This is a genomic window from Shewanella chilikensis, from assembly GCF_002836945.1.
Lineage (GTDB): Bacteria > Pseudomonadota > Gammaproteobacteria > Enterobacterales > Shewanellaceae > Shewanella > Shewanella chilikensis.
The window spans coordinates 158,486-174,005 of sequence record NZ_NIJM01000001.1 but is presented as its reverse complement, the minus strand read 5'-3'; the positions used below and the strand labels follow the sequence as shown (position 1 = coordinate 174,005).

The following is a 15,520-nucleotide window of genomic DNA, read 5'->3' as shown; positions in this document are numbered from 1 at the left end:
CAGCATTGATTGCGGCATTGAAAAAGCCCACTCAAGTGGGCTTTCAATCTCAGGCTTGATTGAGCTTAGCGCTCATTTCTTTGCCGGGAGCCGCGCGCTTGTGAGTCGCGTTGCTGTGATGTTCTGCCCTGGTTATTGCGCGGCTGGCCTGAGCCGCTATTACCCTTGCCGGCGCCTTGCGGCTTACTCTCCTGGGAGCGACCGCCCTGAGGCTTGGCGTTTGTGGGCCTGCGTCTGGCACTTGAACCCTCGGTCTTGGCGCCCTGGGCCGGACGACGATGGCGGTTTTCAGCATTGGCCGGCTTGTTGCCATTACCTTTGTCCAGGTTGCCGCTGCGCTGGCCATCCTGATGTCCCTCTTTGGGCTTTTTCGGCTTCTTGGGCTTTTTCGGGCCTATCTTGTTCGGGTTGAGTCGCGATTCCGGCAAGGCTTCCTGAGGTTCGAAGCCATTGACGATTTCACGCTCGATAGTCTTGCCGATCAGCTGCTCTATGTCTTTGAGTTGCTTGAATTCTTCCGCACTTACCAGAGACACTGCCTGACCACTGGCACCGGCGCGGCCGGTACGGCCGATGCGGTGTACATAGTCTTCGGCCACATTGGGCAGATCGAAGTTAACCACTTGTGGCAATTGATCTATATCCAGGCCGCGGGCGGCAATATCTGTGGCAACCAACACCTTGACCTTGCCACTCTTGAAATCGGCCAGTGCCTTGGTTCTGGCACCCTGGCTCTTGTTGCCGTGGATGGCGGCGGCGCCAATCCCTTTGCCATCCAGGTGCTTGGCCAGACGGTTGGCACCGTGTTTGGTGCGGGTAAACACCAGTACCTGTTGCCACTTGTACTCTTTGATAAGCGAGGTCAGCAGCGCCGATTTCTTTGACTTGTCTACCGGGTGCAACTTCTGGCTCACCCGCTCGGCGGTGCTGTTGGCCGGAGCCACTGAGATCTCGGCGGGATCGTGCACCAAGCCCTTTGCCAGGCGGCGAATGTCGTCAGAGAAGGTGGCACTGAACATCAGGTTTTGCCGCTTGGCCGGCAGCAAAGCCAGAATTTTTTTGATGTCGTGAATAAAGCCCATATCCAGCATGCGGTCGGCCTCGTCCAGCACCAGCACTTCCAGCTGGCCGAATTTGATGGCATTTTGTTGGTACAGATCCAACAGGCGCCCCGGTGTGGCCACCAGGATATCGACCCCTTTTCTCAAGGTCTGCATCTGCGGGTTAATGGAAACACCGCCAAAGACCACTGAGCTACGCAGATCCAGATGCTTGCCATAGAGACTGACGCTTTCGGCCACCTGAGCGGCCAGCTCACGGGTGGGGGTCAACACCAAAGCGCGGATATGGTTGCCCCGCGGACGAATGCCACCATTGAGACGCTCCAGCAAAGGCAAGGTGAAGCCGGCGGTTTTGCCTGTCCCTGTCTGGGCGGCAGCCATCACATCCCGGCCCTGCAATACTGCGGGAATGGCCTGGGCTTGAATGGGGGATGGAGTGGAGTAACCTTGTTCGGCGACAGCGTTCAAAATCGGGGCCGACAGGCCCAGGGAGGCAAAACTCATGCAATCTTCTCAATTGACAGCGCGGAGCTGAGATATGGGAGCCGCAGTGCACAGCGTTGCGGCGAAGGCGGCAAGCTTACAGCATTTGCGGCCAAAGTGCTAATTGCAGCCAACTTGAACCCTTTTATTTTATACTTGTCTTAATTTTTACTGTTGCAAAGCAGCCGCTTAACCTATCTTGGAAAAGCAAGAGCCAAATTCAGGCCTCGACTCGGTGAGGTGTATGAGGGCAATAGAGCATATACAGGCACAGGCGCTGCACCGCAGGGAGTATGCCCTGAGCGTGATCAAGAATGTGCAGTCGATGTCCGCCATCGACACGGCACGGCTCACTCTTGGGCTGAATATGCTGGCTCAACATGGCCGTATCGCCTTTCATTTTCACCCGGACAGAATCGATTCCCGCGGCTGGCCCGTGTTGGCCGGTATGCTGGCCGATGGTATTTACAAGACCCAGTTTGAAACCCGGGTATCCAACGGCAAACTTTCGCCTCAGGTTGGTGGTCCGCGAGATCATTGGGAAAACCAGCTGTTCGGCGACTGTTATCGTGGTGCCAGAGGGCGCCCCAAATACGGCGCCCTGGATCTGGGCATGCATCAAAATGGCCCTTCGGCCCGTTTCGGCAGCTGTTATCTGTTGTCATCACCTGCGTTGTTGCACCGCTGCACGTTCAGCTATCTGGACTCCTGCCGTGAGCCCAGGGAAAAAGGCACTGCGGCCTGCTTTGAAGATATTTTTGCTGCGCTGTTCAACGAGTGCTTTGAGCGAAGCTCGGCATTGGGTGTAAGTCAGTTGCGCCCGGCGGCCTTGGTTGATTATCTAGTTGATGCCTTACCTTTGGGGGTGGCAGCCAGGTTTGAGCGCCCCATGAGCGGTGACCTGGATCATTATATTGAGGCTCAATGCCATGGTGAGCTGGTGATAGGTGAAGACCTGACTCACTTGGTGGCCGATCCGGCATTCAAAGGCACTGAGATGGAGATCCTGATGCAGCGCTTGTGTGACAAGTACCGACTGCAGCTGTGTTGGCATCAGGGCTATCAAATGCCGGTTGATGAGGTGCCGCCAGATTTTCGCGGTGCCGCCATGCCCAAGCTCGCCGCCTTGGTGGCACCGGATGGCCTGCTCGATGCCCGTCTGATAGGGGAGGCGGCGCTGGCACTGCATAAAGATCCGCAGCAGTGGCGCATGCTTGGCAATGAAGCCGAGCTCAAGCAGCAGCTCAAGTTGCTGTGGCATGTGCTGGTGCGTTTTGGTCACAGCCGCTGAGGGCACTCCATCTCTGGTCGGTCGTCTCGATTGAGCTGGTATTACCCCGTGAGTATGCACTGTGTGCTCACGGCGGTAGCTGTGCCATCGAAGCGACCCTCTAGCGTTAAGTAGAACTAGCGTTAAGTAGATAGCGGGGATGTCGTTAACCTGGGGTTAAGCTGCTTGGCTTATGGTGCGTTTTTTTGATCTGGCGCAAATTTTGTGAGTCCGGTAACAGTTCCTTGGCAACGGGTTTATTCCCTTGACGATGCCTGCGATACTGCTTGCCTACCGAACGATTCGCCTTAGGTCAAGCTATTACCTTGCTGCTTTGGCAGCAACAGCGTCATTAGCTGATTTTGCAGTAGGATCCCATGGACAAATCCTTAGAGAAACAACTCGGTCGCTGGCTCAAAGCGCAACAATCTGCCTGTGGCCCCTTCCTTAAACTCTCTGTGTTGTTGGGCGTACTCAACGGCTTGGCGCTGGTGGGTCAGGCCTGGGTGCTGGCCACTGTGTTGCAGGGGCTGATTATCGACGAGCTAGAGAGACAGGCATTTATTCCGCATATGTTGGCCTTTGCCACCTTGGTGCTGCTGCGAGCCGTTATCGCTTGGCTCAGAGAGCGAGTCAGCTTCGAGGCCGGCAGACGCCTTAGAGAGCAGATGCGCGCCGCTGTGCTCAATAAGCTTGAGCGTCTGGGGCCGGCCTTTGTCAATGGCAAGCCTGTCGGCAGTTGGGCCAGTATAGTGCTGGAACAGATAGAAGATTTGCAGGATTTCTACGGCCGTTACCTGCCGCAGATGAGCCTGGCGGCCTTTATTCCGCTGATCATCTTGGTATGTGTGTTCCCCATCAACTGGGCCGGTGGCCTGATTTTGCTCGGCACTGCTCCCCTCATTCCACTGTTTATGGTCTTGGTCGGCATGGGCGCCGCCGATGCCAACCGCAAGCATTTTGGCGCGCTGCAGCAATTGAGCGGCCACTTTATGGATCGCCTCAAGGCTTTGCCAACGCTCAAGCTTTTCTATCGCGCCGAAGCGGAGCAGCGCGCCATAGGCAAGGCCTCGGAAGATTTTCGTGAGCGTACCATGGCTGTGCTCAGAATGGCGTTTCTCAGCTCCGCCGTACTGGAGTTTTTCGCCGCGGTATCCATCGCCATTTTGGCGGTGTATTTCGGCTTCAGTTATCTGGGGCACCTGGACTTTGGCCATTACGGCATGGGTATCAGCCTGTTTACCGGGATGTTTGTGCTGATTTTGGCACCAGAGTTTTATCAGCCGCTGCGCGACATGGGCACTCACTACCATGCCAAGGCCCAGGCGGTGGGCGCCGCCGAATCCTTGATGGCACTGCTGGAATTGCCTGAGCCACTCAAGCGTGGCGAACAGCCCCTCTCCGGTGAGAGCATTGAACTGCAGGCCAGGGATCTCAAGGTGTTGAGCATAGACGGGGTGCCTTTACTGGGGCCGCTGAGTTTTAGCTTAGCGGCGGGCGAGAAGCTGGCCTTGGTGGGCCCGAGTGGCGCCGGTAAAACCAGCCTGCTCAACGCTCTGCTGGGGTTTCTGCCCTATGAGGGCAGCTTAAAGCTCAATGGTATTGAACTGGCCGAACTGGATCCTGCCGCCTGGCGCAGCCGTATCGCCTGGCTTGGCCAGAATCCGCAGCTGTTCCACGGCACCATCGCCGATAATCTGCGCCTCGGCCAGCCCGAATTGACCGAGGCGCAATTGTGGGATTATCTGCAACAGGCCAAGGTGGCCGACTATGTTCGCGCCTTGCCGGATGGGCTGGCGCATCAATTGGATGAATACAGCGGTGGCCTGTCTGTGGGGCAAGCGCAGCGGCTGGCTTTGGCTCGCGCCCTTGGGCGTCAGGCGCAGCTGTTTGTGCTCGATGAGCCCAGCGCCAGCCTCGACAGCCAGAGTGAACAACTGGTGCTGAGTGCGCTGTGGCAGGCGATGGCCGGTAAGAGCTGCCTGATGGTGACTCATAGATTGGATCAACTGGATCGGATGGACAGAGTCCTGGTGCTGGATCAGGGAAAACTGGTGCAGCAGGGCACCTTTGCCGAACTCAAAGCGCAGCCGGGCTTGCTGGCGCAGATGCTGGATGAGCTGCCGCTGGCGGTCTCCCTCGATGATACGCCGCCGATTGCCGCGACCGCTGAGGCGGAAGCCGGGTCAGACTCAAAACCCGCGTCTGAGTCAAAACCAGAGTCAAAACCAGAGTCAGGGGAGGAGCGTTGAGATGAAGCTGTTACTGCCCTTTATCCGTCTGTTCCGCCGCCAGTCTTTGATGATGTTTGTCGGCCTGCTGCTGACAGTAACGACCCTAATGGCCGGTATTGGCCTGTTGTCGCTCTCCGGCTGGTTTTTATCTGCTACCGCAGTGGCCGGTCTGGCTCTGGTGACGGCGGAAGCCTTCAACTACTTTACTCCGGCGGGCGGGGTGCGCTTCCTCTCCATTGCCCGCACGGCAAGCCGCTACGGGGAAAGGCTGGCTACCCATGAGGCCACTTTCAGGATCCTGACCGATCTCAGGTTGTGGGCCTGGCGCTCTTTGCTGCCTTTGAGTGAACGCAATCTCTCCGGAATGCGCCGCGGCGATCTGCTCAACCGTTTGGTGGCCGATATCGACACGCTGGATCACCTGTATCTGAGGTTGTTGACGCCGCTGACGGCCTTCTTGCTGATGTTGCTGGCATTGACCACCTTTATCGGTTGGTTTGATCTCAACTTGGCCATCCTGCTTTGTACTGGCCTCTTGCTCAGTTGGTTGTTGTTGCCGAGTGTGTTCTACCTGCTTGGCAGGCAGCCCGGGCGCGAGCTGATTGAAGCGCGGCGCAGCTACCGGGTTCGGCTGCTGGAATGGTTATCCGGCCAGGCAGAGCTGAGTCTGTTTTCCGATGCCAAAGGTGGCGCTGCTGAAAGCTTTCGCGCGGAACTCGACCGCGCCGAGCAGAGCTGGTTTGCCAGTCAGAAGGCGATGGCGGCGATCACCGGCCTGAGCCAGGCCATGTTGATCCTCTGTCACGGCTTGTTGGTGTTGTTGCTGCTCTGGTTTGCTGCCGCAGGTGTTGGGCCGGCCGTGCCTCCCGGGCCTTTGCTGGCCATGGTCTTGTTTGCCACTCTGGCCTGTATCGAGATGATGATGCCGCTGGCCGGCGCCTTTCAACATCTGTCTTCTGTGCTCCTGGCTGCCAAGCGGGTGTCCGAGCTGACAGAGCAGCGCTCCGACATTGAATTCCCTGCCGTCTCGGCAGGTGCGCCCGAGAGCGGCGCCCTTAGCATCAAAGATGTGCATTTCGGTTACACAGATACCCAGCCAGTGCTGCAAGGCTTGTCGCTGCAGGTCTCGGCGGGCAGCAAGGTGGCGCTCCTTGGGAAAACCGGTTCGGGTAAGTCCAGTCTGCTGGCCTTGATAACCCGTCAGTGGCAGCCGCAGCAGGGGGAGATACTGCTGGGCGGCGTACCTGTGGCCTCTCTGGATGAAAAGACCTTGCGGGCTTCCATGACAGTGGTCAGTCAGCGGGTACAATTGCTCAGCGCCAGTCTCAGAGATAACCTGCAGCTGGCCTTGCCGGAAAAAGTCACTGATGACACGCTAGCCGAGGTGCTGTGCCAGGTTGGGCTGGAGGGGCTGCTTGCGGGTGAGGGGCTCAACGCCTGGATAGGTGAAGGCGGGCGTCAGCTATCCGGTGGCGAGCAGCGCCGGATCGGCGTGGCTCGTGCATTGCTGCGGGATGCGCCGCTGCTGCTGCTTGATGAACCTACAGAGGGGCTGGATCGGCGCACCGAGCAGGAGATCCTCAAGTTGCTGTTGCAGTTTGCCAAAGACAAGACGCTGGTGATGATAAGCCATCGCCTAACCGGTATGGCGCAGATGGATGCCATCCACCTGTTGGATGAAGGCAAGCTAGTGGCCAGTGGTAGCCATGAGCAACTGCTGCAGGAGTCGCCAGCCTACAGCGCCCTGTATCAGAGGTTACACTGAGCCGCAGAGGTTCAAGTTAGCTTATTCAAAGGGATGCATCGGCATCCCTTTTTCTTTAAAAACGCAAAATTCTTGCCTGGATCACAGATCCCATACAGGTTCAAAGTCAGAATAGAGTTATTGGCATATGCCAATAACAAATAAGGATACTCCCATGCCCAGACCCAGAAAATGCCGCCGCCTGCAGCATGGCACGCCCTGCCGCTTCTACAAACCCAACGGCATTCCGGCCTCAGCCCTGGAGGCGGTCGCGTTGGCTGCCGATGAGTTTGAGGCCCTGGCGTTGGCCGATTTTCGCGGTCTGGCGCAACAAGAGGCCGCCGAGCAGATGGGGATATCCAGGCAGACTTTTGGCAACTTGATTAAGCAGGCACGCCATAAGCTGGCCAAGGCCCTGATAGAGGGACAGATGCTGGAGTTGCCCCACACTGAGGAACAGAGATGATAGTGATACCCTTGAGCCGGGGCCGCTTGGCCGGGCATTTTACCAAGGCCAAAGAACTGGCCTTTTATGATAACAAGCACAACCACTGTTTTACCCTGGATAATCCGGCAGCCGCAGGCGGCAACTGCGCCGCCAAAAAGGCGATGCTGCAGCTTATCAAGGACAAAGGTGGCCGCATTGTGTTGGTGGATCAAATCGGTGAGCGAATGTTGGGTAAGCTGCTCGATGGCGGCATCAGCGTTTGTCGGCCCGGCAAAGAGAGCAGTGATATCGCTGCTTTGCTGGTTGCGGCCAGTGATATTCAGTTGCGGCTGACCAGTGCTGCGGCTGGACGTCCGTCACTCAAACATCAAGCCAAAGGAGGCTGTGGTGGTGGCTGTGGTTGCCATGGTGATGAGCATGGCCATGAAGCGGAAGCGAAAGGCGGTTGTGGTGGCGGCTGTGGCTGTAAGAGCCGCACTGAGGCCAAATTAAAACCCCTTGGTGACCCGTTAAACCAGCAAGGCAAGTTGAGTTACGCAGGCTTCAGGCCTTTGCGATAAAGCCGTCTACAGAAATAGAAACAAGAGTGCCGGCAGAAAGCCGGCACTCTTTTGTCATCTTGTGTTGTCAATCATCCAGGCGGCACTGGCTCAGCAGTTCGCCACTTAAGCGGCATTCCAGGTCGACCCTTTTGCCAATATGAGGCGCAAGGCTGTCGTCGCTGGCCTTATAACCCCAGAGGCTGGCGCCTTGGCCGTCATCATTGACCAAGCCCTTGAGCTCTATGTCCGCTTCCTGCACCTCAGGTTCGATTTCCATTACCAGGAATTGGCCATTTTGCTCTGATCCTTCAACCTGTACCCAGGTGCCGTTGAGGCTGGCTTGGTTCAAACCATCTTCAAAGCGGGTCTGAGGCGTGAGTGTCAGCGCTATGCCGTTGATGCTGAATACACCGGCCTCATACACAGCCTTGCCTTCAACTTCAAAAGCGTGGCTTGCAATCACTGGTGGCTGACTCTGTTTTTCAAAGTCAATCTCGGTGGCCTTCAGCTCTTGAGTATCGTCTTGCCACAGGCCTTCCACATCGACCAAGGCACCGGGTTTGAGATCGGCAACAGTGCCATCTTCATAGAGAGTTTTACCATCCAGTGTCACTTGCCATTTTTGGTTCAAGGTGAAGCGGGTTTGCAACTCGTTGACCCAGGTAACCTGACCTTCGAGTTCTACCTCAGTGCCCTTGTCCAAATCCGGGGCGCGTTCGACTTCCACTTCAGAAGCCAGTAATACTTCACCCTGATATTGACCTTCAACTTCTACCCAGGAACCATTGGCCAGCGTGTCATCTACCTGAACGGCATTGGCACCATAGTCCACCTGCATATTACCGAGATAGAACTGCTTCAGATGAGTGTCCAGCTTGCTTACCCGACCTTCAACTTCCATCTCTTGCCTGTCATTGTCGATAGCAAAATAGGTGGCCTTGAACTGACTATCACTCAGGTTGTAACCACTGAGTTCAACTATATCACCTGCCTTGACTTTACTGAGGTCAAGTCCAGTTACTTGGTAACCGGCCACAATAGCCTGCTCGGCATCAATTGCGCTCACCGGGGAAACCAGCACAGGGTCATAGTCTACGCTGATGGCACTGTTGCCATCTGTCTTGATGTTGAGCTGCATACCGGGCTTCAACTCAGTGAGGCTGGCCTTGGTTTCATTGATTTCAACACTGGCCCTGGCCGCCGGGATTGCCACACCATTGACCCAAAGCGTATCCGTATCGACCTTTTGCAGGGTACCTTGGATAGTCTTGGCCAAAGTGGCAACCGGCGGTTGGGGATCGGGATTGTTCGACTCATTGGAGTCTGAACCGCCACAGGCGCTCAGTCCGGCAACGAGAGGAACCAGCCATATGCTTCTTTGCATTCTGTTCTCCTTAGGGTCTTGGTTTTTAAAGCGGCGGCAGGATAAACAACTGCAGATGAGGTTAAGATTAGGGCGGGATGAAAGTTTATTAATGATCGTATGCTGTCGTTAAAAAATAGAGGGTTACTTTGAAAATTCCTCTGCAGATGTGTTTGGTTTTTGAATTCAGTTAAGGTTTAAATCAGCATGATTTACTGCAATCGGCAGACAAACATGCTGTCTATACACTTTTTGTTCACATCCCAAGCCAACTTAAATCGCAAGTAGTATGATTTTTAGAGGGCTTATAAGGGAGGTGTCCAGGCAGTGGGAGACTCTGAATAGCTAAAAAAGAGAACAAGTTACTACTTGGAACTATGCTTTTTTATAGCTACAGTTATCAGTATTAGAAAAGTTGTGACAATGACGTCCCCCACTAATCAGGAAGATACTATGACCCTCACCAAAGAGAGTTCCTTGGATTTGGAAGTGATCAGTCTACTGGAAGACAGGCAGACGATTCATGCGATTAAACTCCTGCGAGAACGAGATAACCTGAGCCTGAAAGAGGCAAAAAAGAAGGTGGATGACTATTTGCAGGGGCATCCGGAACTGGAATTGGCCGACAAAGAGCCAGGAAGCGGCAATGCCATTGTTTGGATAGTGCTGGTAGGGTTGGCTGCAGCAGCAGCCTTGGCTGTCTCGACTCATTTGTAGCTGTTGAGATATCTCTATTTTAAGCCGTTATAAAGCGAGTTTATTTAAGCTTTCCTCATTAAAATGCAAAGAGAATTGAATATTTTAAATTCTCTTTGCATCTTTTGCCATTTTTGACTAATTGTTGAGCCTGAGTCGAGAAAACTCACGGAAGCGATTGGCTTGAATGTGGTACCTTTGCCCGCTTTGATTTTGACAAGATGACGCCCTTGTGCGGCGGAGACATAACAATGAATAACAAACACTGGATTGGCAATATCGGCGTGCAAGTCGTGATTGCCATGTTTTTGGGGGCGGCTGTCGGCTGGTGGTTTGGTGAGGATGCCAGCATGTTTGCCCCATTGGGGACTATTTTTATCCATTTGATCAAGATGTTGGTCATACCGCTGGTATTGGTGGCTATCATCTCAGGTGCAGCCAGTCTGGGGGATACCCCTTCGGCTGGGAAAATCGGTCTAGGAACATTCGGCTTCTTTATTGTGACTTCGGGGATCGCAGTCACCTTGGCATTGGTGCTGGGAAACCTGTTTCAACCTGGTAAGGGGGTTGATTTTACTGCTCACAGTATGACTGACCTAATGGAAGTCACCAAAGAACAGGGTGATCTACCAGGTGTAATGGATACTTTCATTGGCATGATACCAACCAATGTGTTTGAGTCGCTGACCGGGGGGAATATTTTACAGATCCTGGTGTTCAGTATCTTCTTTGGCATAGCACTGACCAAGGTCAAGGGCGATGGGGCCAAGCCGATCCTTGGGGCGCTCAATGCTATCACAGAGGCTATGGTCTGGATGATCAACTGTGTCATGTTGGTGGCACCCATAGGGGTATTCGGTCTGATGGCCGACTCAGTCGGCACCTTTGGTTTTGACGCTCTTGAGGTGGTATTTAAACTGTTCATCGTCTTCGTTGGGGCGATTTTGATTTACGGTTTCATCTTCTTCCCCTTGATGGTGCAGCTGTTTTCCAAGGTGTCGGCGGCGCGCTTTATCAGTGCAATGAAAAAGCCTCAGGTGATGGCCTTGTCTACGGCTTCCTCCATGGCAACCTTGCCGGTGAATATGGAAACTTGTGAGCAGGAGTTGAAGGTCTCAAAAGCCACAGCTTCTTTCGTATTGCCGTTGGGCGCCACCATCAATATGAGCGGCAACGCCATTTACTATGGTTTGGTCGCTATGTTCTTTGCTCAAATGTATAACATTGATCTGAGCCTTGCCGCCTATGCGGCTATTATATTCACTTCCACTTTGGGCGCTATTGGCCAGGCCGGGGTGCCGGGACCTTCTTTCCTGGTGGTGGCCGTATTACTGGCGGCCAAGATCCCTATTGATGGACTGCCACTGCTGTTTGCCCTCGACCGGGTATTTGACATGATACGTACATCGCTGAATATTACCGGCGATGCCGCCTGCGCTCTGGTGATGGACAACTTTTGTCCCGAGGAAGCCAAGAGCTGATAGCGTGAGTTTGTTTGCCGTGAGCAGGTAATAAAAAGCCAGGAAACTATTCCTGGCTTTTTTCATGGGTGGAGATTATTCCGCATCACCCAGTGACAGTAGAGTGGCATTGCCACCTATGGCTGTGATGTTGTTGGTGCGGGTCTTTTCCGTCATAAAGCGGGTCAGGTAGTGTGGCCCGCCAGCCTTGGGGCCTGTGCCGGAAAGCCCCTGACCACCGAAGGGCTGCACACCCACCACGGCGCCAATCTGGTTACGGTTGATATAGACGTTACCTACATTGACTCGGTCGGCAACGCTCAGGGCGTGGCCTTCATTGCGGCTGTGGATCCCCAGAGTCAGGCCAAAGCCTGTGCTGTTGATATCGGCAATCACCTTGTCCAGCTCTGAGGCTTTGAAACGGATAATGTGCAGTATCGGGCCGAAATGTTCTTTCTCCAGCACCTTGATGGAATCGATTTCCACCGCGGTTGGCGCAACGAAATGGCCATCCTTGCAGTCAGCGGGCAGCTCCACCTGTTTGATAAGCTTGCCTACCTGTTTTATGTGCTCGATATGGGCGTTGAGATTGGCCTTGGCTGTGGCATCGATCACCGGGCCGACATCTGTCTTCACTGAACCTGGATAGCCAATGCTGAGTTCATCCATGGCACCCTTGAGGATCTCCAGCACCCGTTCGGCGATATCTTCCTGCAGATAGAGTACCCGCAGCGCCGAGCAGCGCTGGCCAGCGCTGGTAAAGGAAGAGGCAACCACATCGTTGACCACTTGCTCCGGTTGGGAAGTGGAGTCCACCACCATGGCATTTTGACCACCTGTTTCGGCGATAAGTGGAATGATGGCGCCTTCGCGGGCAGCCAGAGCGCGGTTGATCACCTTGGCCGTGCCGGTAGAACCTGTGAAGCAGACGCCGCCGATACGTTCGTCGCTGGTCAGTGCGGCGCCGACACTGGCGCCTGTGCCCGGCAGGAATTGCAGCGCTTCTTTGGGGATCCCGGCTTCATGGGCCAGCTGTACGGCGCGGTAACCCACAAGGCAGGTTTGCTCGGCTGGTTTGGCGATAACTGTGTTGCCGGCAGCAAGGGCAGCAGTCACCTGACCGAGGAAAATCGCCAACGGGAAGTTCCAGGGGCTGATACAGACAAAGACACCGCGGCCTTGAACAAACAGCTCGTTCAATTCACCGGTCGGCCCAGGGAGCAGCTCGGGCTTGCTCATCATCTTCTTGGCCTGCACCGCATAGTAGCGGCAGAAGTCGATGGCTTCACGGACTTCATCTATGCCGTCCTGCAGGCTCTTGCCGGCTTCGCGGGTACAGAGCACTATCAGCTCTTCGCGATTTTCTTCCAGCAGGTCGGCCAGTTTTTGCAGCGCGTTGGCGCGCTGTGCCACCGGTGTGCGACACCAGGCGGGGAAAGCTGCGACGGCTGAACTGATGGCCTGCTCAACGGCTTGGTCGTCGGCAAAAATAACCTGACCGACGGTTTGTGTTGTGTCATAGGGGCTGACAACCGCCTTTGACTCGCCGCTCAGGGTTTCACCATTGATCAGCGGGCCGCCATGCCATTGATGAGTCTTGAACTGATCCAGTGCTGCGAAGAAGGGTTCGGCTTCAGAGAGAATGTTCATATTGAGTCCCTTGGAGTTTTTGCGTTCACTGCCAAAGATGTCGGCAGGCTTCACTATCTTGTTATTGGCCAGGGTTTTATATTGTTTGACTGTCACCAGAGGGTGGGTGATCAGTGAATCGATAGGCGTGTTGGGATCCACCAACTTATGCACAAATGAAGTGTTGGCACCGTTTTCCAGCAGACGGCGCACCAGATAGGGCAGCAGATCTTTATGGGCACCTATCGGCGCATAAATTCGGACGGTGCGAGCTCGGCTTTCCGCCAAAATAGTGTCGTATAGTTCCTGTCCCATGCCGTGCAGACGCTGGAATTCAAACTCACGATCGCCGGCCATATCGCTGATGGCAGCGACTGTCTGGGCGTTATGGCTGGCAAATTGTGGATAGATGGCACCGCGGGTCTTGTCCGACAGCAGGAAGCGGGCACAGGCCAGATAGGACAGATCCGTTCCCACCTTGCGGGTGTAGAGGGGGTAACCGGCTTCACCTGCCTGCTGAGCCCACTTGAGTTCGCTGTCCCAATAAGCGCCTTTCACCAGTCGCAGCGGGATTTCATCACCTTGCTCTTTGGCAAGCTTGGTTAGCCACAGGAGTACAGGCAGGGCCCGTTTGGAGTATGCCTGCACCACTATGCCCAAAAGGCCCCAACCCTTGGCGGCTTCAGAGTTGTATAGCTTGCGGAACAGCTTGAGCGACAACTCAAGACGGTCTACCTCTTCGGCATCGATAGAGATACCGACATTCAGGCTGCGAGCCTGCTCAATCAGCTTGATCACTGTGGCATACAACTCGGACATGACTCTGTCTTCATTGGCCACTTCATAGCGGGGATGCAGCGCCGACAGCTTGATGGAAATCGTCGGTCTGGGCGCCTGGGATTCATCGTACTGCTGGGCCCCCAATTCGCTGATGGCGTGGGAGTAATCCTGGAAGTATTTCTGGGCGTCTCTCTGGGTCAGTGCGGCTTCACCCAGCATGTCGTAAGAGTGGGTATAGCCCTGTTTGCGCTTGTCTTCACTGTTTTTTAGTGCTTCTTTAACTGTGCGGCCGAGTACGAACTGTTTGCCCATGATCTTCATGGCGGCATACATGGCTTGACGGATCACCGGCTCACCCAGGCGATTAACCAAGCGCTTCAATAAGTTGCTTGGACTGCCATCCAGGTTGCGATCCAGTTTGACGATTTTGCCCGTCAGCATCAGGCCCCATGTCGAGGCGTTGACCAATACTGAATCACTCTTTGACAGATGCTCGTCCCATTTGGCTCCTGAGAGCTTGTCTTCAATCAGGGCATCGGCCGTTTCCGGATCCGGGATCCGCAGCAGGGCTTCGGCCAGGCACATGAGTATGATGCCTTCCTGAGTCTCAAGGCTGTATTGCTGTAAAAAAGCGTCTATACCTACCATCAGACCTTTTTTGTCATATTGACGAACCTTGCTGACCAAGTCGTGGGCGCGACGGGTCACACGCTCAATGGTTTCGTCACTCGACGGGACTAGCTTGATCAGATCGGACAAATATTGCTCTTCGTCGACAATATAGTTGTCACTGATGGCTTTAAAGAGTTCGTCGAGATTGGCGCTATCATAGTGGCCTGCCAGAACTTCACTCGCTTTGAACATAGTTATCGCTTCCATCTAAGCCGGTTGGGGGCAGTTAAGGACTGCTCGAATTACCTGGAATATGTCTGACGCAAAAGACGCTTTATTAATTTTGTATACAATATTGGCGCTTGCGCGCGCCGATTATACAATCAAAATGTGATCTGTGACACCAATCTTGGCGGGAATGTGAAAATTGTTTAATTGGCTTTACGCACCCCAGCTGTAAAGTCACATAAACAAAAGGCCAGTGGTTTTAAACACTGGCCTTTGAGAAGGGAAAAATGCTATTACATCCAACGATCTTTCTTGCGTCGCTGTGGTCTTGGCATGTAAACCAGAATGACCCCGAGGATTAAACCCAGGGCGGCGATAAGTCCGCCTTCCTGCCACATACGAAAACGTTCGTTATCTTTCATTGACTTGAGCTTGGCAATGGCTTCATCGCGTTCTGTGCTAGCCTCTGCCAGTTCTGCCTGGGCCTTGCTCAACTGAGACTTGAGGCTACCCAGCTCGCCCTTGAAATCGCCATTTTCGTTCTGAAGCCCAGCGAGCTGGCCTTTGGCTTCGGTCAATTGGCTTTCCAGCTCAGAGACGCGAAAACGCAGCGATTTGTCTTTGGATATCATGCTGGTCAGAACCCAGCCTTCGCGATCCTTATGGTCGATAATCTTGGTGTAATCGCCTTGGCGCTCAGGTAAAACGCTTACCTGTTGACCGGCTTCAATACTACCCAGGATCCGGTATTGAGTGCCGGGTCCACCATGAATGTAGATGTAGACATCGTCCGAAATATAGCGCGTCTGGCCTTGGGCCAATAGGGTGGGAGACAGGAGCATCATCCCTATGAGAGTCAGGAGTCTTAACACTTAGTCATTCTCTGTCGCAAAATACTGCCCACATGCTAGGGATTTGAAGGCTTCAATGCAAGAGGGAAGTCATTCGACTTCCCTCTTATAATCATGAT

11 protein-coding genes are annotated in these 15,520 nt (G+C 54.4%); 7 read left to right on the top strand and 4 right to left on the bottom strand.

Annotated features, from left to right (window positions below):
* Nucleotides 1-65 precede the first annotated feature (65 nt).
* Nucleotides 66-1,565: a DEAD/DEAH box helicase gene (locus tag CX651_RS00745; RefSeq protein ID WP_101052676.1), complete on the bottom strand. Its 1,500-nt coding sequence runs from the start codon at nt 1,563-1,565 to the stop codon at nt 66-68.
* 223 nt (nt 1,566-1,788) lie between these two features.
* Here CX651_RS00745 and CX651_RS00740 point away from each other — a divergent pair, with 223 nt between their 5' ends.
* From CX651_RS00740 to CX651_RS00720, 5 genes are all read left to right on the top strand, one after another.
* The gene (locus CX651_RS00740; protein ID WP_101052674.1) at nt 1,789-2,835 is read left to right on the top strand and encodes a DUF3626 domain-containing protein; all 1,047 of its coding nucleotides are present in this window, start codon (nt 1,789-1,791) and stop codon (nt 2,833-2,835) included.
* Nucleotides 2,836-3,191: 356 nt separating this feature from the next.
* On the top strand, nt 3,192-5,066 hold the full coding sequence (cydD, locus tag CX651_RS00735) for a heme ABC transporter permease/ATP-binding protein CydD (protein ID WP_101052672.1): 1,875 nt from the start codon (nt 3,192-3,194) through the stop codon (nt 5,064-5,066).
* A gap of 1 nt (nt 5,067) precedes the next feature.
* Nucleotides 5,068-6,813, top strand: coding sequence for a heme ABC transporter ATP-binding protein/permease CydC (gene cydC / locus CX651_RS00730; protein ID WP_101052670.1), 1,746 nt, complete (start codon nt 5,068-5,070; stop codon nt 6,811-6,813).
* A gap of 154 nt (nt 6,814-6,967) precedes the next feature.
* Nucleotides 6,968-7,258 carry a DUF134 domain-containing protein gene (locus CX651_RS00725; protein WP_025888568.1) on the top strand — a complete coding sequence of 97 codons (291 nt, stop codon included), beginning with the start codon at nt 6,968-6,970 and terminating at the stop codon, nt 7,256-7,258.
* Nucleotides 7,255-7,800 carry a NifB/NifX family molybdenum-iron cluster-binding protein gene (locus CX651_RS00720; protein ID WP_101052668.1) on the top strand — a complete coding sequence of 182 codons (546 nt, stop codon included), beginning with the start codon at nt 7,255-7,257 and terminating at the stop codon, nt 7,798-7,800. The genes CX651_RS00725 and CX651_RS00720 overlap by 4 nt, the downstream gene beginning before the upstream one ends.
* Nucleotides 7,801-7,867: 67 nt before the next feature.
* Here the strand turns inward: CX651_RS00720 and CX651_RS00715 are convergent, their stop codons facing one another.
* Nucleotides 7,868-9,166, bottom strand: coding sequence for a DUF5666 domain-containing protein (locus CX651_RS00715; protein WP_101052666.1), 1,299 nt, complete (start codon nt 9,164-9,166; stop codon nt 7,868-7,870).
* A 432-nt stretch (nt 9,167-9,598) separates the two neighbouring features.
* Here CX651_RS00715 and CX651_RS00710 point away from each other — a divergent pair, with 432 nt between their 5' ends.
* Together CX651_RS00710 and CX651_RS00705 are read left to right on the top strand one after the other, a co-directional pair.
* On the top strand, nt 9,599-9,862 hold the full coding sequence (locus CX651_RS00710) for a hypothetical protein (RefSeq protein WP_101052664.1): 264 nt from the start codon (nt 9,599-9,601) through the stop codon (nt 9,860-9,862).
* A 230-nt stretch (nt 9,863-10,092) separates the two neighbouring features.
* Nucleotides 10,093-11,322, top strand: coding sequence for a dicarboxylate/amino acid:cation symporter (locus tag CX651_RS00705; RefSeq protein WP_101052662.1), 1,230 nt, complete (start codon nt 10,093-10,095; stop codon nt 11,320-11,322).
* Between the two features lie 75 nt (nt 11,323-11,397).
* Here the strand turns inward: CX651_RS00705 and putA are convergent, their stop codons facing one another.
* Nucleotides 11,398-14,589: a bifunctional proline dehydrogenase/L-glutamate gamma-semialdehyde dehydrogenase PutA gene (gene putA / locus CX651_RS00700; RefSeq protein ID WP_189577738.1), complete on the bottom strand. Its 3,192-nt coding sequence runs from the start codon at nt 14,587-14,589 to the stop codon at nt 11,398-11,400.
* Between the two features lie 254 nt (nt 14,590-14,843).
* Nucleotides 14,844-15,422 carry a TIGR04211 family SH3 domain-containing protein gene (locus CX651_RS00695; RefSeq protein ID WP_101052658.1) on the bottom strand — a complete coding sequence of 193 codons (579 nt, stop codon included), beginning with the start codon at nt 15,420-15,422 and terminating at the stop codon, nt 14,844-14,846.
* Between the last annotated feature and the right edge of the window lie 98 nt (nt 15,423-15,520).